Annotated in this window: 14 protein-coding genes, 1 tRNA gene and 1 pseudogene; 4 read left to right on the top strand and 12 right to left on the bottom strand. The window is 60.2% G+C overall.

Annotation, left to right across the window (positions count from 1 at the left end; all coding sequences use genetic code 11):
* The first annotated feature begins 370 nt into the window (after positions 1-370).
* Together FJ423_RS18325 and FJ423_RS18320 are read left to right on the top strand one after the other, a co-directional pair.
* Positions 371-1,312: a DUF1003 domain-containing protein gene (locus FJ423_RS18325; protein ID WP_140843661.1), complete on the top strand. Its 942-nt coding sequence runs from the start codon at positions 371-373 to the stop codon at positions 1,310-1,312.
* A gap of 213 nt (positions 1,313-1,525) precedes the next feature.
* Positions 1,526-1,602, top strand: a tRNA-Arg gene (locus tag FJ423_RS18320).
* On the opposite strand, the gene FJ423_RS18315 is transcribed toward FJ423_RS18320, so the two are convergent.
* Complete coding sequence (locus tag FJ423_RS18315; protein WP_140721882.1) at positions 1,573-3,243, bottom strand: recombinase family protein; 1,671 nt, start codon at positions 3,241-3,243, stop codon at positions 1,573-1,575. The two genes, FJ423_RS18320 and FJ423_RS18315, sit on opposite strands and share 30 nt — an antisense overlap.
* A 366-nt stretch (positions 3,244-3,609) precedes the next feature.
* A complete protein-coding gene (locus FJ423_RS18305; protein ID WP_140843659.1) occupies positions 3,610-4,065 on the bottom strand; it encodes a hypothetical protein in 456 nt (151 codons plus the stop codon).
* 246 nt (positions 4,066-4,311) lie between these two features.
* On the opposite strand from FJ423_RS18305, the gene FJ423_RS18300 reads away from it, so the two are divergent.
* Positions 4,312-4,524, top strand: coding sequence for a helix-turn-helix transcriptional regulator (locus FJ423_RS18300; RefSeq protein WP_095790296.1), 213 nt, complete (start codon positions 4,312-4,314; stop codon positions 4,522-4,524).
* Positions 4,525-4,811: 287 nt separating this feature from the next.
* Here FJ423_RS18300 and FJ423_RS18295 read toward each other — a convergent pair whose 3' ends face one another.
* The 7 genes from FJ423_RS18295 to FJ423_RS18265 form a co-directional block, all read right to left on the bottom strand.
* Positions 4,812-5,996 carry a patatin-like phospholipase family protein gene (locus FJ423_RS18295; protein WP_140721876.1) on the bottom strand — a complete coding sequence of 395 codons (1,185 nt, stop codon included), beginning with the start codon at positions 5,994-5,996 and terminating at the stop codon, positions 4,812-4,814.
* A gap of 29 nt (positions 5,997-6,025) precedes the next feature.
* Positions 6,026-6,622: a hypothetical protein gene (locus tag FJ423_RS18290; RefSeq protein WP_181174828.1), complete on the bottom strand. Its 597-nt coding sequence runs from the start codon at positions 6,620-6,622 to the stop codon at positions 6,026-6,028.
* A gap of 15 nt (positions 6,623-6,637) precedes the next feature.
* The gene (locus tag FJ423_RS18285) at positions 6,638-9,739 is read right to left on the bottom strand and encodes an efflux RND transporter permease subunit (protein ID WP_281407499.1); all 3,102 of its coding nucleotides are present in this window, start codon (positions 9,737-9,739) and stop codon (positions 6,638-6,640) included.
* On the bottom strand, positions 9,739-10,821 hold the full coding sequence (locus FJ423_RS18280; protein WP_140721870.1) for an efflux RND transporter periplasmic adaptor subunit: 1,083 nt from the start codon (positions 10,819-10,821) through the stop codon (positions 9,739-9,741). Before FJ423_RS18280 ends, FJ423_RS18285 begins: the two co-directional genes overlap by 1 nt.
* 645 nt (positions 10,822-11,466) lie before the next feature.
* Complete coding sequence (locus tag FJ423_RS18275) at positions 11,467-12,237, bottom strand: 3-hydroxybutyrate dehydrogenase (protein WP_246677870.1); 771 nt, start codon at positions 12,235-12,237, stop codon at positions 11,467-11,469.
* A gap of 43 nt (positions 12,238-12,280) precedes the next feature.
* Entirely contained in the window at positions 12,281-13,066 is a 786-nt protein-coding gene (locus FJ423_RS18270; RefSeq protein ID WP_140721864.1) for an acetoacetate decarboxylase, read from the bottom strand.
* A 104-nt stretch (positions 13,067-13,170) separates the two neighbouring features.
* On the bottom strand, positions 13,171-14,340 hold the full coding sequence (locus tag FJ423_RS18265) for a patatin-like phospholipase family protein (protein WP_140843657.1): 1,170 nt from the start codon (positions 14,338-14,340) through the stop codon (positions 13,171-13,173).
* A 162-nt stretch (positions 14,341-14,502) separates the two neighbouring features.
* On the opposite strand from FJ423_RS18265, the gene FJ423_RS18260 reads away from it, so the two are divergent.
* Complete coding sequence (locus tag FJ423_RS18260; RefSeq protein ID WP_140721858.1) at positions 14,503-15,126, top strand: TetR/AcrR family transcriptional regulator; 624 nt, start codon at positions 14,503-14,505, stop codon at positions 15,124-15,126.
* 658 nt (positions 15,127-15,784) lie between these two features.
* On the opposite strand, the pseudogene FJ423_RS18255 reads toward FJ423_RS18260, so the two are convergent.
* The 3 genes and pseudogenes from FJ423_RS18255 to FJ423_RS18245 all read right to left on the bottom strand — a co-directional run.
* Positions 15,785-16,764 (bottom strand): annotated as a pseudogene (locus FJ423_RS18255) (transposase); the annotation flags it as partial.
* Between the two features lie 145 nt (positions 16,765-16,909).
* Positions 16,910-17,209, bottom strand: coding sequence for a hypothetical protein (locus FJ423_RS18250; RefSeq protein WP_140721855.1), 300 nt, complete (start codon positions 17,207-17,209; stop codon positions 16,910-16,912).
* Between the two features lie 87 nt (positions 17,210-17,296).
* Positions 17,297-17,812 (bottom strand): hypothetical protein, encoded by a 516-nt coding sequence (locus FJ423_RS18245; RefSeq protein WP_140721852.1) that lies wholly within the window; start codon positions 17,810-17,812, stop codon positions 17,297-17,299.
* Positions 17,813-17,918 lie beyond the last annotated feature (106 nt).

Genomic DNA, 17,918 nt, shown 5'->3' with positions numbered 1-17,918 from the left:
CAGGCGGCGGAGACGATTGCTCCAGGGTGGTGAGAAATTGCCGACGGCGCTCCCCTCTCCGTCTCGGCTTCGCCGAGCCACCTCTCCCCCGCCTCCGGCGGGGGCGAGGAACCCAGGATTGCGAACGGCGCGGCAATGGCGATTGGCGTTTCCTCGCCCCCGCAAAGCGGGGGAGAGGTGGATCGGCGCGAAGCGCCGAGACGGAGAGGGGGCTGCGCCGCCAGGTGCGATTGCAGCGCGAAGGTCGGCGGAGAAAGCAACGCCCGCCCAATCACAAGAACTTGTTCCGTCACACACTTTTCACACTGACCATGGATATGCCGCCGGCTTGGCGTATCGTATCGCAAAGCCTCGAACAGGAGCACCGACCATGGCCAGCGACCCGAAGGCAGCCGCGCAGAAGCAGGCGGACAACGAGAACGACGTCGCCGGCGAATATCTCGAGGCGGAAACCGTGTTGGAGGATGCCCAGCACGGAGCCGACGAGATCCTCGAAGCGCCGGAAGTGCCGGATTCCGAGCCGCACGCCGAACCGCATGTTCCGGGCGCCGCCAGGATCAAGCCGAAGAAAAAACCCTCGGCGATCAGCGGCCGGAAATTCCGCAAGCGCGACCTGGTGCGCATCGACGACCTCAGGCCCAGCCTCGCCGACCGCATCCGCTCCGACCATCCCGACCTGCCGCGCGGCGCCCGCATCAGCCGCGAGGAGCTCGGCCGCTACCGCATGCGCTACATGGAGGAGTTGCTGCAGCAGGAGCACGGCGAGTTCTCCGAGCTCGACCGCCAGGTGGTTGAATCGATCGCGAGACAAGACACGATCTCGGAGAACTCGGAAGAGGAGTTCGAGGAGCACCGCTCCTTCGCCGACCGCGTCTCCGACACGATGGCCGAGTTCGGCGGCAGCTGGTGGTTCCTGATCTCGTTTGGTACCGTGCTTCTGGTCTGGATCGGCATCAACCTGATCGCCGGCCTGGCGCACGCCTTCGATCCCTACCCGTTCATCCTGCTCAACCTTCTGCTCTCCTGCATCGCCGCCATCCAGGCGCCGGTGATCATGATGAGCCAGAAGCGCCAGGAAGCCAAAGACCGGCTGCGCTCCTTCAACGACTACCGGGTGAACCTGAAGGCCGAGCTGGAAGTGCGCCACCTGCACGAAAAGCTCGACTACCTGATCTCGCGCCAATGGCAGCGCCTGGCCGAGATGCAGCAGATGCAGCTTGATGCCATGCACGAGCTGGCAAGCGCGAAGAAGCAGAAGCACACCGCGCGGGCGGTAAGGCGGAAGACGGCGAAGGTGCAGGCGGAGGGATGAGGAGCTTGGGTTCCTCGCCCCCGCCAGAGGCGGGGGAGAGGTGGCTCGGCGAAGCCGAGACGGAGAGGGGGAGCGCCCTATCCGTCAGCCTATCGGTCGGACAACACCCAACTGGCCGGAGCACAATCGCCAATTGCCCGTTGAAGCCCGCAGCGGCTTCCGCTAAGAAGCCGTGGCTGGCTGGCTCACCGGCCGGTTCGTTTCCCCCGGGAAGCACCCGTAGCTCAGCTGGATAGAGCGCTGCCCTCCGAAGGCAGAGGTCACAAGTTCGAATCTTGTCGGGTGCGCCACTTCAGTACAGAACTGCGAACTCCCGCCACCGCCGTTTCTTCGCCTGATGCCGCGACCAGGGTTTGGAGCAATTCGGACTTTGATCCGATGATTCTGACTTCCTTCTCGGCCACTTCGATCCGCTGCGCCAACGCTCGCAGGTGATCGCGGCGGTAGCCGCCACGCGGATCGTGCATGCGCTCGCGAGCGGCGCGGGCGAATGTGGTGACCATTTCGGAAGTAATGGGCTGGTCGCCGGTGCTGTCGAGCGAAGCCTCGATGCGCTCGGCATCTGTCGTGGCTTGTTCCTTGATGGCTTTGAGACCCGCCATGCGATCCTTGAGAGCAGGATCGTTGATGTCTATGACGCCAGCCTCAATGGCGTCATAGAGCCGATTGAGGCGCTGGTCGGTCTCGGTGATCTTCCGCTTCAGTTCGCCCAGGTGCTCGCGGCGGCGCTCAGTGCGTTCCTGCCTCCGGCCCAGGACAGCCTCAAGAATGGTGGTGAGCCGTTCTGGCTTGAGAAGCCGCTTCTCCAGATGATTGGCAACCAGGTCGTCCAGAAAGGCCATGGGGATCGATTTGCCCTGGCAACCGGCCTTGCCCTGGCGGGCGCGTGTCGAGCAGGTGTAGTAACGATACATAGTGCCAGTGCAGCCTTTGCCGGTCCTGAGCGTCATGGCTCCTCCGCACTTTGCGCAAAAGCAGATACCGGTAAGGAGAACGGGACTGGTGGTGACCCTGGGTGGCGTCACCATTGGATGGCGAGATTTGAGACGCGCCTGCACCGCATCGAAGGTCTTGCGCTCGATGATTGCCGGCACCGCCATGACGACAACCTCGTCGTCCGGCTTCTTTGCCCTGCCCTTGAAGCTGCGCGTATTGAAGCGGTGTTCGCCGATATAGGTGGTTCGGGTTAGGACGGCGTGGATTTGCGCCAGTCCCCAGAGACCGCCGTCTCGTGTGAACAACCGGGTCTCATTCAGATGGCAGGCGATCGATTTGACGCCCATTGGTCCTGAGATTCCATTGCCCTGAAGAAAGAGGCGGTAGATCAATCGGACGGTGTCGGCGTGCAGCGGATCGACCTCCAGCTTCTTCTTGGTCTTCGATCCGCGCTGCTCTGCCGCAACGATCCGGTAGCCGATCGGAGGCAACGCCCCATTCCAGAAGCCCTGCCTGGCATTCTCGTTCATGGCGCGGAGCACATGCTTGGCGTTCTCTTTCGACTGGTACTCATCGAAGAGAGCCATGATCTGGCGCATCATGACATGCATTGGATCGTCACCCATCTCCTGGGTAATCGACACAAGTCTTACGCCGTTCTTGGCGAGCCGCCTGACATGGAACTCAAGCTCGAAGTGATCGCGGAAGAATCGGCTGAAGGAATGAACGACCACGACATCGAAGGGGGAAGGCTTTGATGTGCCTTCCTCGATCATGCGCTGGAACTCTGGACGCTTGTCATTGGTGGCCGATGCGCCTGCCTCGACAAAGGTATTGACCAGCTCATAGCCACGAGAGACGCAGTAAGCCTCACCTTGGCGCCTCTGGTCGGGAATGGAGACATCGTGCTCGGCCTGGCGGGCCGTGGATACGCGAAGGTAGAGGACTGCCCGCGATCCCTTTGTAGACTGCTGCTGTTGTGAAGCCGTCTTCATAAGCACTGTCTCCCTGTCATTTCATGGGCGATCTCCGAAAAGCTGATCGAAGATGTCGCCAAACCACGCCTCGAACGCGTCGATTTCCGGGGAAGTGACAGGGACGGGCTTTGGCAGATTGTCGGTAACGCGCCACTCGCGTGGATCGTGTTGAACCGGTCGGCCAACGCGTGGACGCGGCTCAACGTGTAGGTAGTCATACAGGTCGATCGGCAATGTACCGAGGCGGACCCGTGACAGTTCCGCAGAGGTCGCTTTGCGAGCCGGGTGGGACATGGCCCAAATATGCCCCAGCAACCCGTCAAAGCGGAACGACCTATGTATTCGCCAGAACCATCATTCGCACGATGACGGATCAGCTTTCGTTCAACCGGTTTGGCCGCATCGCTCCAAGGCATCTTCCTCCTCCAGGGCTGCGACCAGCTTGGCTGCCGCCTCCCAATGTCTGGCGATGTCGGCGCGGACCGTCGCCCTCTCCGGCCGATCCATACCTATGTCTCCAACGATCGCCTTCATGTCCCGAAGCACCGACGCGATGTGCGGCCAGGGGAAGTCAGACGGATCGTCGATCTCCCTGTCTGCTCCAACGATCATCTCCAGCTTGGCGACCACTCCAGCAAGCGAGGTCGCCGTGACATCGGGGATTGCGTCCAGATGCTTCAACTCCTCCGTCACGCCGAGCACTTCCGCTTCACGTGCAACCGCAAACTCTTGTCTCCCATCGACTGTCTGCCAGGCCGCGATCTGCGTCGCTCGGACGCTATTTCCGGAGCCCGATGCTGCCAGATCCGTCAATACCGGAATTCCGGTATTGACCAACATTCGGCTCTCCAGCCGTTGCTGTATTCGGCACAGTAGGAGCGCGACGTGATGGGCTCGCTGCTGGTGGGACCAAAGGTGCAGTGCTCGGTCATCGAACCGACTTTCCAATGCGGGTTGTCTATCGAATCTGTCCATGCGGGTGAGCCTTTTCGTTTGCTGGAAGGCATCTCCTCTATATCATATTGAATGCCGAATAGGAACTATCGTTCCTGGAATGATCGTTCCATTCCTGAGCTATCTCTGGGAATGGACCTCAAGGAAGTTTTTGCAAGCAACTTGCGTCAAATCAGAAGCAGCAAAGGGCTGACGCAGGAAGAGCTGGCAGAGCGCGCAGGGCTTAGCGCTAGATACATCGGCTCAATCGAGCGGGCACACGTTTCGGCAAGTGTCACCGTGCTCGGGCGCATCGCAGACGCGCTGGGTGTCGAGCCGCACACGCTGGTGCGGCTGAACAGATAGCCACACGCGACCGTTGAGCCGCCCGCGAGAGCGCCCTCAACAGCGCTGTAGCGAGCGGGCGGCGGCTTTGCGCCCAATCCACGACATTCAAGGCCCCGGATGACGATCCCGTAAGCTGCCGTTCGCTCGCATGCCTTCCATATCGGTGGAGATACCGCGGATCCATTTGCTTGTGGAGCGTCCGCCGATCCGACAGGTAGAGGAGGGAAAATAGCTCGTGGTCAAGATTCAGGCCGACTTTTGGAGCGCTGCGAGATGATCGGCCGGCCACAACGGCCTCCGCCAGCTCATCTCGAAAATCCGGGCGGCACGTTTTTCCATGGCACGCCGCCGCGGCCCATTTCATAGCCTTCTTTGAACAGCGCCCGCATGAACTTATTCTCGAACGGGGTTTTTGGCTCGTCGGTGAAGTCTGCCGGAACATCTATGAAGTTGTAGGCGATGCCGTCGCGCCTGGATATAGCGTAAAGCCTGTAGAGATCGCCGATCCCTTGCGTCTTGATCAGGGAAGAGACCGCCTTTTCCGCGATGTCGGGCAGCGTAGCCTTGACGACCCCTGGCGCCGGCGTCGTCCGGCCATTGCGGATGATATAGAGGCGTGCTTTGACCCGACCGTGGAACGTCCGATCAAGCTCGCGCAAGCTCAAGCCTGCGGGCATTAAGAAGACCTGGTTGCTGGTGCCACCGTCGACGTGCATTTCGTGGTAGGTTTTTCCGGCGGCGGTCACTTTCAGTTCGACGGGCGGGAAAATTCCGGGGATGGCGGTGGAGGCCAGGATAACTTGCTTGAAGAGCTGCAGCCGGTCCGGCCGATGGCTCGCCGCGATGGCGCCCATGTCCCAGATGACAGGCCGATCCGCATCAAGGTTGGTCGTTCCGATGAAGAGCCTCCGTCCCTTGCCGGACTCTGCGGCGATCTGATCCAGCATGTCTTCGGTGACTTCTTCGTCCAGCATTTTGGCAAGGGGAGCGTTGCTGGTGAACGATGCGCTCGACAGAACGCCGAGGAAGCTGTGCTCCGTATAGATGTTGGCGTCCTTTATTGTGGTGAAGGCATGCTTCAAGCGATCGTCATAAGCTGGGCCAAGGAACGCGAAGGGCGCAATCAACGATCCGGTGCTGATGCCGGTGACAATATCGAACCTGGGCCTCGTGCCGGCCTTTGTCCAGCCTGCGAGGATCCCGGCGCCGAAGGCGCCGCTGCTGCCGCCGCCCGAAATCGTAAGGGCGGCGAGCTCCCGCGGCTTCATCGACGGATCCGCCTTTGCCGCCTGAATTCTCTCGTCGCGGAATGCGATGAGACGATCTGGCGGAAAACTTTCGTCTGAATCGCCCCAGACTCGTATGTCGCTGGGATAGCCACTCACTTCGGCCGCAGCCATGCGTTCCGTCGGCACGCCATCGCGTGAATAGGCGGCGATGCAGCCCGTAAGCTCAATTGCGCACAGGCCAAGCAGGATGATCCTCAGCATAGCTCTCAAGCTCCTGACTCGGTTTCTATTCAAGCCAAGGCGAAGCTGCGGAAAAGCTGTTCGCCTCCAAGGACGGCGAAGGAGACGACGGTCATCAGCAGGGCACGATGGAAGCGCGCCTGTTTGATCTCTCTCACGCGTGAGGTTTTCAGCAGTTCAGCGGATACCACCGAGGTCCAATCGGATTGCAGCGCCAGGTGAACCAATTCGCGCACATCGGCGAAATATCCAGGGTCCACATGGTAGACGGGCGGGATAGCGCAGGCGCCAGCTATTTTGCGGTTGAGTTCCTTGTCCGCTCGCTTTCGGCTCGGATAGAGCACTTGTCCGAACTGCATGATCGGCATGATGACGATCCCCCAGACCGCCACGTAGAACAGCGGTCCGAGTGGAGCGTGCGACGGCAGCAGATCACCAAATCGCAGGATCAGGTTGAGGGCGAGGATGTAGCCCACGCCCACGATCTGAGCCTTGGTATCGTAGGAACGCGCGACCGATTGTGCCTCCTGCAGCGCCGCGGACAGCATCTTGTCGACATATTGTCGCGTGGTCCCGTCGGGTTCTGCGCACATGGTGGCGTCGGTCGCAAGAAAGCGGTCAAGGAGAGTGGGGCGTGTTTCCAGCATGGCCGTTCTCCTTTCTCAGTCCGACAAGGCCAGGATCGGGATTGCACCGATGCTTGGCTCTGGCGCCACCGATGGCTCGTCGCTTTCCCGGATCCGGTTCACCGTCACATAAAGGGACGGCAGGAAAACCAGCGTCAGCATGGTGGCGACGGCAAGTCCGCCGACGATGGCGTAAGCCATCGGCCCCCAGAAAACGTCGTGCATGATCGGAATCATGCCCAGGATCGCCGCGGCCGCGGTGAGCATGATCGGCCGGAACCGGTGGACGGTCGCGTCGATCACCGCCTTCCATGGCTCGATCCCCTGGGCCCGCTCATGCTCGATCTGGTGCACCAGGATAACCGAGTTGCGGATGATCATGCCGGCGAGCGCAATGATCCCGAGCGTCGCGATGAAGCCCATCGGCGTACTGGTTGTCAGCAGCGCGATCGCGACTCCGATGAGCCCGAGAGGCGCTACGCTGATGACCATGGCCACTTGTCTGAAGCTCCCGAGCTGGACCATCAAAACCGTAAGCATCAAGGTGATCATCAGCGGGAACTGGGCCAACAGGGCGGCGTTGCTGAGCGCGGTCTTTTCCACCGTGCCGCCGGTCTCGATCGATGTTTCCGCCGGCATCGACTTGGAAAGCGTGGCCAGCGCAGCGGCAACGTGCTGGTGAACGAAGGCCGGCTGCAGCCCCGGCAGTGGCTGTGCCTGGACTGTGATGGTGGGCAGGCGTTGGCGTCTCCAAACATACCCGTCATCGAGTTCGTATTTGAAATCGGCGAGCTCGCGCAACGGAACGGATGCACCCGTGGGCGTGGTGATCTGAAGGTGACGCAGGGCTTCGATTGTGGAACGCTCGTCGGTCTGAGCGCGTGCGACCACGTCGACCAGGTAGATGGAATCGCGCAGTTGCGTGACCGTCGAGCCGTTGAGCACGCGGCTGAGCGCCTGGGAGAGCTGTTCGGAGCTTAGCCCCGCCTGCCGGACACGGTCTTGGTCGACGACGATGCGCAGCGCCTTGTTCTTCTCGCCCCAGTCGAAGTTGACGGTCTCCACAAGGCCGGAAGCCCGCAGGACTTCGGCTACCTGCTCGCCATACTTCCGGGCATCCTCGGGAGTAGGCGCGCTCACCCGGTACTGCACCGGCCAGCCGACCGGCGGCCCCAATTCCAGGCGTGAAATGCGCACAGTTAGGTCCGGAAAATTGTCGGCGAACAGCGTCTGCAGTTTGGCCTGCACGCGATCGCGCGCCTGAAGGTCCTTGGCCACGACGACGGTCTCGGCCATGAAGTCGTTGTCGAGCTGCACATCCAGGGGCAGGTAGAAGCGGATGGCGCCGCCGCCGACATAGGAGGAGAAGCGCTCGATATCGGCGTCGCCCGCAAGGACCTTCTCCAGCCGTTCCGTTTGTGCCTCGGTAGCGGTGATCGAGGCATTCTTGGGCAGCGTCATCGTCACCAGGAGTTCAGGCCGGTTGGAGGCCGGGAAGAACTGCTGCTGGACGAAGCCCATGCCGTAAAGTGAAGCGCCAAAGGCAATGAGGGATGCGGCGATGGTGAGAAAACGGTGCCGCATGGTGAACGCCAGCAGGCGCCGGAACAGCCGCATGAACGGTCCTGGTTCGGCCTCCCCATGCGCTTTCATGTGCGCGGGCAAGAGGGTCAGCCCGAGTACCGGAGCGAAGATCACGGCCACGAACCATGAGGCGATGAGCGCCACCCCTATGACGGCAAACAGTGAGAAGGTGTATTGCCCGGTGTTGTTGTCCGCGAACCCGATCGGCAGGAAGCCGAGCAGCGTAATCAGCGTTCCCGTCAGCATTGGAAAGGCGGTGGACGTGTAGGCAAAGGTTGCTGCCTTGATCTTCGGCATGCCTTCTTCGATCTTGGAGATCATCATCTCGATCGTGATCATGGCGTCATCGACGAGAAGGCCGAGCGCGATGATGAGCGCACCAAGCGAAATGCGCTGCAGGCTGATACCCGCGAACTCCATGAATGCGAAGACGATGGCAAGGACGAGCGGGATGGACAGGGCGACCACCAGGCCGGCGCGCAGGCCGAGGCTGAGGAAGCTCACGACGAGCACGATTGCGACGGCTTCGAGGAGCGCCTTGGTGAATTCGCCGATCGCCTCACGCACGACCTCGGGCTGGTCCGATACCAGATTGAGCTCGATGCCGACCGGGAAACGCTGCTTGAGCCGCTCGGCCGCTGCGTGGAGACCCTTGCCGAAATCGAGATTGTTGCCGCCATCGCGCATGTTGATGCCGATACCGATGGCCGGCTTGCCGTTGACGCGAAACATCTTGCCGGGCGGATCGCTATAGCCGCGCTGCACCTCGGCGATGTCCGAGAGCTTGTAGAACCGCCCTCCCACCGACAGATTGAGCTTGGCTATGTCATCAGGTGCCAACAGGGAACCAGTCATGTCGACCAGCACGTTCTCGCTGGGCGTGTTGATGATTCCGGCAGGCACAACGGCATTCTGGCGGGCGATTGCCGACAGCACGTCGTCGAGGCTGAGCTTAAGATTGGCGAGCTTCTGCGGTGAGAAATTCAGATAGACCTTCTCGTCCTGGTCACCGTAGATGTCGACCTTGCCTACATCGGGAGCACGCAGGAATTCGGCCCGCGCGGTCTCGGCGAAGTCGCGTGCCTGACGCGGGCTGAAACCGTCATAGGTTATCCCGTAGATGGTGCCGAAGACGTCGCCAAACTCGTCATTGAAGAAGGGGCCGACCACGCCTTGCGGCAGCGTCTGCCTTATGTCGCTCACCTTCTTGCGGACCTGATACCAGATGCCGTCGAGGTCGCGCTTCTTGGTGGACTCCTTAAGGTAGACGAAAATCGTCGCCTGGCCTGGCTTGGTGTAGCTCTTGAGGTAATCGAGGTTCGGGGTTTCCTCGAGCTTCTTTTCGATCCGGTCCGTCACCTGCTGCTGCGTGTCTGCAGCGGTTGCTCCCGGCCAGTTTGCCTGGACCACCATGGTCTGCACCGTGAAATCCGGGTCTTCCTGACGACCGAGACGCTCGTAAGAAGTGATACCGGCCGCAACGCAGACGAGCATTAGAAAGACGACAATCGAGCGGTTGTGCACGGCCCATTCGGAAAGGTTGAAGCTGGCCATCACTCGACCTCCGCATTGGGCTTGACCACTTCGCCGTCGGCAAGGGAATTCACCCCGGCGACCACTACTTTGTCGCCCGCGGCCAGCCCCTGGCTCACGGTGACGGAACTTGCATCGAACTCGAGCAGTTGGACCTTGCGCCGCTCTACCTTGTCGTCTTTGCCAACCACCCAAACCTGGGGCTGGTCTCCGGACTGCAGCAGTGCGCTCGGGGGAAGTGTCGCGACTAAATGACCTTCGTCGCTTTCGACACGACCAACAACGATTGCTCCGAGCCGCATTTGCGGGGGCGGAGCAGGTACCGCAACTTTCACCTGATAGGTGCCGGTGGCGCTGTCGGCCTCGGGCGAAATCTCGCGGATCGTGCCTGTCACCGCGATTTCAGGGTGGGCCTGGAGCGCAACATTCACCGGCATGCCAAGGCTTGCCCTGACTATGTCCTCGCTCGCGACCGCAAAGACGGCTTCGCGCTCGTCATTGCGCGAAATCTCGATCACCATCTGTCCGGCGACCACCACCTGACCGGGGTCTGCCCCGGTCGCGGTCACGATGCCGTCGTCGGGCGCCTTGAGTTCGGTATAGGCAAGCTGGTTCTGTGCGATGCGCAGATTGGCGTCGGTCGCCTGAACTTGCGCTTGCGCGCTCCGCAGCGACTTCAGCGCGTCATCGTATTGCGAATGGGTGGCGAAGCCTTTGCCGAGGAGAAGCCGAAATCTTTCTTCCTGGGCGGCAGCCTGAGCAAGTGCGGCCTTGGCCGCGTCGAGGTCCGCCGCCGTGGCGGTGACCTTGTTCTGGTAATCGACGGCGCTGAGTTCCGCGAGCTTCTGGCCCTTTTTGACCATTGCGCCAGCATCGACATCGCGCGTGACGAGCCGGCCGCCGACCTCGAAGCCAACCTGGCTGACATAGCGCGATTGGATGCGGCCGGCGCCTTGCGTTACCAGCTTGAACGTGTGGGGCGTTACCACCACCACGCGGGCCGTTCGTGGCGCTGCCGGCGCCTCGGCCTCCTTTTGTGAACAACCGGCAAGACAAAGGCCGGCGATACCGGCCAACAGGAAATGACGCGACGACAGGCGCATGGAAGCCTCCGCTCGAAAGGTCGAGGTTGCAGGGAACTGTGAAAGGGCGAGCCGAGCTGAGTGGCTCGATTTCGATTTAGGCTATTAAGTCAAATCGACTATATAGTCAATATGAGTTGCGCGCAATCGTGCCATGCAAAAAGGCATGGCGAGTGAGAGGAGAGCTCAAAGGAGACGGAGTGGAGAGGCCCGACAACAGGCCGGTTCTGCGGCGCTTCACGGGGTGCTTGCTAGGCATGGAAGCCGTGTGACTTTGAAACGCCTGATCAGCATTCGCGGCCATGGGGTGCTTCCACCTGGTCGCATGTCTGGGCTGGTCGGGTCAGGATGGCCGAGGATAGCGGGTGGGAGTGGTAAGCTTGACAGGCGTGAACAGGCCGAAGTCTTGCTCCGACAGGATCTTCCAAGCAGTGTTTTTCATCGCTGCATCCCAACACACCCTGGAGCAGAAGTAATAGCGGACAGGGCGCGCCAGGAAGTTTTGTTCGCATACTATACAAGTCATAGTGATAGTGCCTGTGGTGCCGATCTGAAAAGGATTGAAATAATCAACTTCTAATGTCCAGCGCGAGCGATGCGTCCATGTCTTCGACCAGTGCCCGGACTACCCGGACCTCTTTGCCCATCGACATGCTCTGCAAAGGGCTACTGCATCGACCATCCATGGCTGACCACAAGCGACTGGCCGGTCAGAGCGTTAGAGGGGAAGGCCGCGAGAAACAACGCCGTCTCCGCCACATCCTGCACAGTCGTAAACTCGCCGTCGACGGTTTCCTTCAGCATGATGTTTTTGACGACCTCCGCTTCAGATATCCCGAACTCGCGGGCCTGTTCCGGTATCTGCTTTTCCACCAGCGGGGTGCGGACGAAACCGGGGCAAATCACATTGGCACGAACGCCGCGGTCGGCACCCTCCTTCGCTACGACCTTAGCCAGGCCGATCAAGCCGTGCTTGGCTGTCACATAAGGCGCTTTGAGCGGCGATGCTTCCTTGGAATGTACCGATCCCATGTAGATGATGCTGCCGCTGTTCTGCTTGTACATCTGCCGCAAGGCGGCGCGGGTGGTCAGGAAGGCGCCATCGAGGTGGATGGAAAGGAGTTTCTTCCATTTTGCGAATTCGAATTCGACGAGAGGGCCGACAATCTGGACACCGGCATTGCTGACTAGGACGTCCAATCGGCCGAAGGCCTGGATCGCTTGGCCCATGCCAATTTCGACCTGCTCCTCATTGCCGACGTCCATCGCGACTCCGAGGGCACGTTTGCCCGTCGGATCGATCTCGGCCGCGGTTCTTTGAGCCGCCTGCTGATCAAGATCCGCGATGACCACCTTTGCCCCCTCACTGGCAAAGGTGAGTGCAATTTCCCTGCCGATGCCGCTCGCGGCTCCAGTGATCATGGCGACCTTGTCCATAAGCCGGCCGTCGGGATTTGCAGCCTGCTTGACCGACGATGTTTCACTCAGCGAACGCATGGGTTTTTCCTTTGTTATAGGTGGGCTTCGTCTCGGCCAGATAGTCATGGACGACCGTCCCGAGCGGCAGGGTCAAATCGGCAATGATGTGCATCGCCGATACCACCTCCAGGACCGGTAATTCTGCCACGGGGGCCAGCGCGTGCGACCAAAGATCGAGCGATGCCGGGCCGTGCCAGGCTTCCTTGAGATCGATATCTTCCAAGCGGTATTCGACCAGTTCACAGATACGTGGCCTGCCGTCGACATGGGGGATGATCTTCAGCAGGAAATTGGGGCCGCTGAGTGAGGCCCTTACGGATGCGAGTTCGGCAGCCCGGTGCTTGTAGCCCATCGTTGCGGTGGCGACCCGGACCGGGCCGTAGTCGAGTGTGCCCACAAGAGTGTCGGTCTCCACGCGCAGCGTGGGACTGGCTAGCTTCTTTGGGAAACCCCACAGTTCGCGGCCACCTGCGATCGGCGGGTGATCGTCGAGGAACATGCAATGGGTGTAGCTGCCATGGCGGCCGCGAAAGGAAACAGGAATGACCTGTCCACTTTCCGTGTAGTCGCCGAAACCCGACGAGTCGGGCATGCGTATGAACTCGAACTTCACCAACGGGTCGGGCACCTCGAGCGGTTCCGGCACAAGCTCGCGCAGCTTTCTCGGATCCGTCCGATAGGTGATGATCAGATACTCGCGATTTCGGAAACGATATGGACCGACTGGATAGGCGGGGTTGGTCAGAGGCATGGCAAAGGCCGTTTCCCTGATAGTGTCTTGGTTCATGGCTGGTCTTCCTTGGGTGGAGCAGTCTGCTGGGTTTCAGGAGAAGCCCGTTTGAGTTTGGAGGATTGGAGCACGAGCTCGATCGCGCAGCCGCGTCGCGGCCGCTACCCCTGCCCGTTCTGGGCGAGATCGTAAGTGCTAACTCCCTCCAGATTGTTCGGTCTGCTCAGTGCCTCTGGCTGACGCAGCGTGCGCACCGCGTCGAAGTAACCCGCTTGCCAATGGTCCTCCATCGACAGCCGCGAAAATTCGTAATCCTTTGAGTGCGTCTCGTACTGTCTAGACCGATAGATCAGGTGAACCAATTTATAGACCTTGTGGTCGGCAAGAGAGCTCAGCATGGTCGCTTCATCGCTGCCGAGCAGGTCGGTGGGAAGCTTTGCGAGTAAGCCTGCAAGCGCGTGCCGGGACCGCTGGTGCTGCTTGAACTGCTCGGTGTTGGCGCGGGTGCGGCTGGAATACTGGATTTCCTTCTGCCTGGTCGCCACGTCGGCAAGATTACGAGGAAAATCACCCTGGGCGCTCCAGAGGTCCACCTGGAAGGCGAGCGTGTCCTGCCGAGGCCCGTTCTCGGCCACCCATTGCAACGGGGTGTTCGAGATGAGGCCGCCGTCCCAGTAGAATTCCCCCTCGATCTCAATGGCCGGGAAGCCTGGCGGAAGCGAGCCGCTGGCCATCACGTGCTCTGGACGGATCGTATGGGTTTGATTGTCGAAGTAGACGAAATTACCCGTGCACACGTTTACGGCGCCTGCGCTGAAACGCATGCCGCCTGCGTTGATCCGGTCGAAGTCGACAAGTCGTTCAAGCGTGCTCTTCAGGTGAGTGGTTTCGTAAAAACTTGTGCCCTCGATTGCTCCACCTGGGCGGAGCCAGGGAGCAGGTTGCCGGAGATTGAAAAAGCCCGGCGCGCCAGCTATAGCAGCGCAGGCTGCGCTGAACTGATTGAAGATCGCGCGGGGCAGGTCGCCTTTGGGAGCCAGCGCGCCTGCGGCGGCAGCCCAGTCGAGCAGGGGGTTCGCCGTAATCTCGCGCCAGAACGCACGCAGCTTTGAGACCCGTTCGGAAGGCTCGTTGCCGGCAATGATTGCCGCGTTGATGGAACCGATGGACACGCCGGCGACCCAGTCCGGATGAATGTCGGCTTCCGCAAGAGCTTCATAGACTCCCGCCTGGTAGGCCCCGAGCGCGCCTCCACCTTGCAGCACCAGGGCAATGCATTCGAACGGCAGCGGCCGGCTCTCTGATTTGAAGTGCTGGGACTGAACATTCATTGATGCCATTCCTTATTGTTCGGATACGCTTGTGTTGGGAAAACGAGAAATCGAGCTGCTGCCGGTTGGCTCAGCAACTTTCATATTGCACAATTAGGTCAAAACGACTATTTAGTCAATATGACATTTGCGTAATGATGCAATGCAGAAAAGGCAGGACGGATGGCAAAGGTTGATTTGGCGCGTAGGGCGGAGATCGGACGGGAGAAGCGAGAAAAAACGCGTGCCCTGATCCTGGATGCCGGGACGATGCTGATGGCAGAACGGCCTCGCGAGGCGGTTACGATCGATGCGGTAGTCGAGGCAGCCGGCGTCGCGAAGGGTACCTTCTACTACCACTTCCAGAGCATCGACGAACTGGCTGCAGCTGTGGGGGAAAAACTCGGGGAGAGCTTTGACGCAGTGTTGGGGGACGCGCGCCGCGCACTGGAGGATCCACTCAAACGCCTATCCTTTGCTTTCACGAAGTTCTTGGAAAAGGCGATCTCGGACGCGAACTGGGCACGTCTGGTCGTTCAAAGTTCTCAATCGCGCGGCGAGTATGCGCGAGGTGTCCGGACGAACCTCAAGGCCGATATCGCGCAGGCGATAGTTCAAGAGCGTGTGAGCATACGGGACGCGGAGCTGGCAGTGGACATCGTGATGGGCATATGGCTGCAGGTGACGCGCGGTATTCTTGATCGTGGCACCAGGCCCGAAGTGACACAACAGACCGTCGAGTCGGTGCTTCGGGCCTTGGGTGCGTCGCGATCGGACCAAGAGAATGCCTGGAAGAAATGGTCATAATGGCTAAGTGAGGCCGGAAGCTGTGGTGCCGTGCGCGTCGCAACTAACGGCAGCTATCCCACGGTCGGTGCCTCGTAACGGCCTGTCTGGAATCGGCCCCAGTGCAGACGTTTGAAGGATAAGGGCAAACCCGGTATGGGCCAGCGGATGTGCTCCGCACCTTGGAGATTCTCACACTAGATCAACAATTTATTATAAAATCGTACATTGCAGCGAAGGCGAGCAATGTGTGAGAAATGACGAAAACGCCAGCAAAAACAGCCAACCGATCGCCGCACAATGTGCGCCCTTTTATCTTGCCATCTTATTCGTCGCACTTTACGAGACCCCATTTCCATCGTCCTCCCTCCTATAATATACGATAGTACACTATTCTATTCTATATACCACGATTCCATACTCTTTCGTTGAGTTTCGATGCGCCGTGCAGTCTTGCGCGCTCTGCGACGGCGTAGCAGCGCTGCTTATTTGCAGCACGGGAACCGTTGTGGCGCACGTTTCCATCGGGGCTGACAGAGCCATGATCACAGGCAATCCGGCGCGGTCCGGCTGCCTCGCGATCAGCGCGGCCGCAGGCAAGATAACGTGCGTTCCGTCGTTCCTGGTCTGCATCGGTCCTCATCCGCCGGAGCGGATTCATTGTGTCAGATGGCGTCCGTCAACGTGCCGGCGCCATGAGTTTTAACCTGTCGGTCTTCTGTTCATCGATGCGCTTGCCGGCCTTGTCATGGGCACGCCGGCCGGCATCCGCCTGGCTTGCCGCTGGATCACAGACATAGAACGTTCTGCCGGTCCAGATCGCATGAATGATCACCGCCAGCTTGCGCGCCACGGCGACACAGGCCTTGCGGTGGCAGGAGCGTTTGGCGATCGCCTGGCCACAGCTCTTGACCTTGTCCCTGCCCTTGAAGCGCGTCATCAGCCCCGACGCCGCCTCGTATAGCGAGCGTCGCACGTCCGCGTCTCCGGCTTTCGATATGCGCCCCTGCACGTCGATCGAGGCGCCCGACTGCGAGCGCCGCGAGGTGAGTCCGAAGGCCGCCACGTCGCGCGAGCGGCGGAAGCGCGACGGGTCATCGATCGCCGTCATGAACGAAAGTGCCGTCACCGGGCCGGGGATCGCCATGGTACGCCGGCACAGCTCGCTGCGGGCCACCATTCTGACGCCGAGATCGTGCAGCCGGCAGTACTGCCTCCACAGCGCTGCGCGCGCCGACAGCATGGCGTCCATCACCTCGGACGACAGCGGATCCTCCGCCACCGCGGTGCGCACCGATTTCTCGAAAGCCCCTCGCCCGACCTTTCCCAGTCGGACGCTAAATGCCTTCAGCGATGGCAGATGGCGTTCTCCAGGTCGAGGAACATGGCCTTCGGGTTGCGCCGGTGCCTCAGCAAAAGCTTCGTCCGGTAGCAGCTTTGCGACTTGGTATGGGCCTGTCGGAATCCAGCCGGTGCGCATGATGTGGGCGATGCCCAGCGCATCGGCCTTGCCGGTCTTGTCGCGGTGGGCCGCCATCGCGGCGCGCGCAACGCCAACTCTAGGCCGATCGCCGGCAGACTCAGTTTCTTGAGCTCTGAACGCAACAATGACGACAACGATGTCGCCTCGTGGCCGATCGGACGAAGCGGTCCCAGGAACAGGCTGAGCGTCTTGAGGCTCGTGGCCAAGCGGTCAACAGCATCACAAACGTTGTGCACGAGCCATATCAAAAGTCAAAATAGGCCCTATTTGAACCCGCAACCAATCTGCTTGGGCGGTCCGATAGGGCAAGGTCTAAATGGACTATCGTTTCCCTCTGGTGCGGACGATAAATCCAACAGCTATCGCGCAAAGCCAAACGGCAGCGCCGAACAGCAAGGGGCCGACGACCTCGCGGACTTGCCCCGGCTTGAAGCCAGAGGCTCCACCTTTGAAAGCATAAGCGAGTAGGTTTGATGCCAACCAGAACCCCATTGGGATAGCGAACGCGAACGCCGCGAGGATCGACCCAGCGAAGCCAGCGTTCTTGCTGTCGCCGCCGAGGCCGACGTTGTAGCCACCGAAGGCCGCTGCTGCCGCGATGATCAGGGCGTATGCCTCCATCGGACTCTCCTACCGTTCCGCCACCCACCGGGAGGTAGCGCAGTTCCGCACTTGTCGAGCTCGAGGTCTCAGATTTTTTGGTGATTTCTAAACGTTGGGCTTCTGTACGGATGCCATCTGTGGAAGCGAACAGAATAGGCTCGTTACGACCGACGCCAACATAACGTATTTCTCTCTGTTGCTGCTTTCTCCAAACTCTTTATTGAACAATTTGCGTCCACTAATTTCTAGACGAAACTTATCGCTAAATTTGGGGTATATACGGCGAACTTGATGGTACAGGTCCAAAATCTGCTGATCTTCGATCAACAATTGGCCTTTGTGAGCAAAATCATTGCGCTGGTTGTTTATCGTCTGAATTGGTGCGGTCCACATGTCCCGGACGCCGAACATCCGGCACACTTCCAGCCGATTGGCGAAGGTCCACCCTTTCGTGCGCTTTGAACGCCCATCAGTTAGCTTTTCTAAAACGAAGTCGAGCGCTCGTTCCGCTTCGTAGTGGCACCGTACGATGGCCCCTACATCGTCTGCTTCGAACAACGCGCCGATGAGCCGGGAAGTGTCAACCTCGTGTTCCATGATGATCGTACCGACATCAGCCATAGTGCTTGTTTCCCCATTGCAGGATATCGCGACTATTCAATGGGATATCCAGCCGAGGTCCTCGCGGCAATCACGTTCTCGGCGGGCGGCAGCTTCACAGCTTCAA

Origin of the sequence: Mesorhizobium sp. B2-8-9, from assembly GCF_006439475.1 — a bacterium.
Classification (GTDB): domain Bacteria; phylum Pseudomonadota; class Alphaproteobacteria; order Rhizobiales; family Rhizobiaceae; genus Mesorhizobium.
Note: the sequence above shows the minus strand (reverse complement) of the source record. Positions and strands in the feature narration are given on the sequence as shown.

Bases quoted from the DNA above. Each gene is read 5' to 3' on its own strand.
- FJ423_RS18325 (WP_140843661.1), top strand. From the start codon at position 371: ATGGCCAGCGACCCGAAGGCAGCCGCGCAGAAGCAGGCGGACAACGAG.
- FJ423_RS18315 (WP_140721882.1), bottom strand. From the start codon at position 3,243: ATGAAGACGGCTTCACAACAGCAGCAGTCTACAAAGGGATCGCGGGCA.
- FJ423_RS18305 (WP_140843659.1), bottom strand. From the start codon at position 4,065: ATGTTGGTCAATACCGGAATTCCGGTATTGACGGATCTGGCAGCATCG.
- FJ423_RS18300 (WP_095790296.1), top strand. From the start codon at position 4,312: ATGGACCTCAAGGAAGTTTTTGCAAGCAACTTGCGTCAAATCAGAAGC.
- FJ423_RS18295 (WP_140721876.1), bottom strand. From the start codon at position 5,996: ATGCTGAGGATCATCCTGCTTGGCCTGTGCGCAATTGAGCTTACGGGC.
- FJ423_RS18290 (WP_181174828.1), bottom strand. From the start codon at position 6,622: ATGCTGGAAACACGCCCCACTCTCCTTGACCGCTTTCTTGCGACCGAC.
- FJ423_RS18285 (WP_281407499.1), bottom strand. From the start codon at position 9,739: ATGGCCAGCTTCAACCTTTCCGAATGGGCCGTGCACAACCGCTCGATT.
- FJ423_RS18280 (WP_140721870.1), bottom strand. From the start codon at position 10,821: ATGCGCCTGTCGTCGCGTCATTTCCTGTTGGCCGGTATCGCCGGCCTT.
- FJ423_RS18275 (WP_246677870.1), bottom strand. From the start codon at position 12,237: ATGGACAAGGTCGCCATGATCACTGGAGCCGCGAGCGGCATCGGCAGG.
- FJ423_RS18270 (WP_140721864.1), bottom strand. From the start codon at position 13,066: ATGAACCAAGACACTATCAGGGAAACGGCCTTTGCCATGCCTCTGACC.
- FJ423_RS18265 (WP_140843657.1), bottom strand. From the start codon at position 14,340: ATGAATGTTCAGTCCCAGCACTTCAAATCAGAGAGCCGGCCGCTGCCG.
- FJ423_RS18260 (WP_140721858.1), top strand. From the start codon at position 14,503: ATGGCAAAGGTTGATTTGGCGCGTAGGGCGGAGATCGGACGGGAGAAG.
- FJ423_RS18250 (WP_140721855.1), bottom strand. From the start codon at position 17,209: ATGGAGGCATACGCCCTGATCATCGCGGCAGCAGCGGCCTTCGGTGGC.
- FJ423_RS18245 (WP_140721852.1), bottom strand. From the start codon at position 17,812: ATGGCTGATGTCGGTACGATCATCATGGAACACGAGGTTGACACTTCC.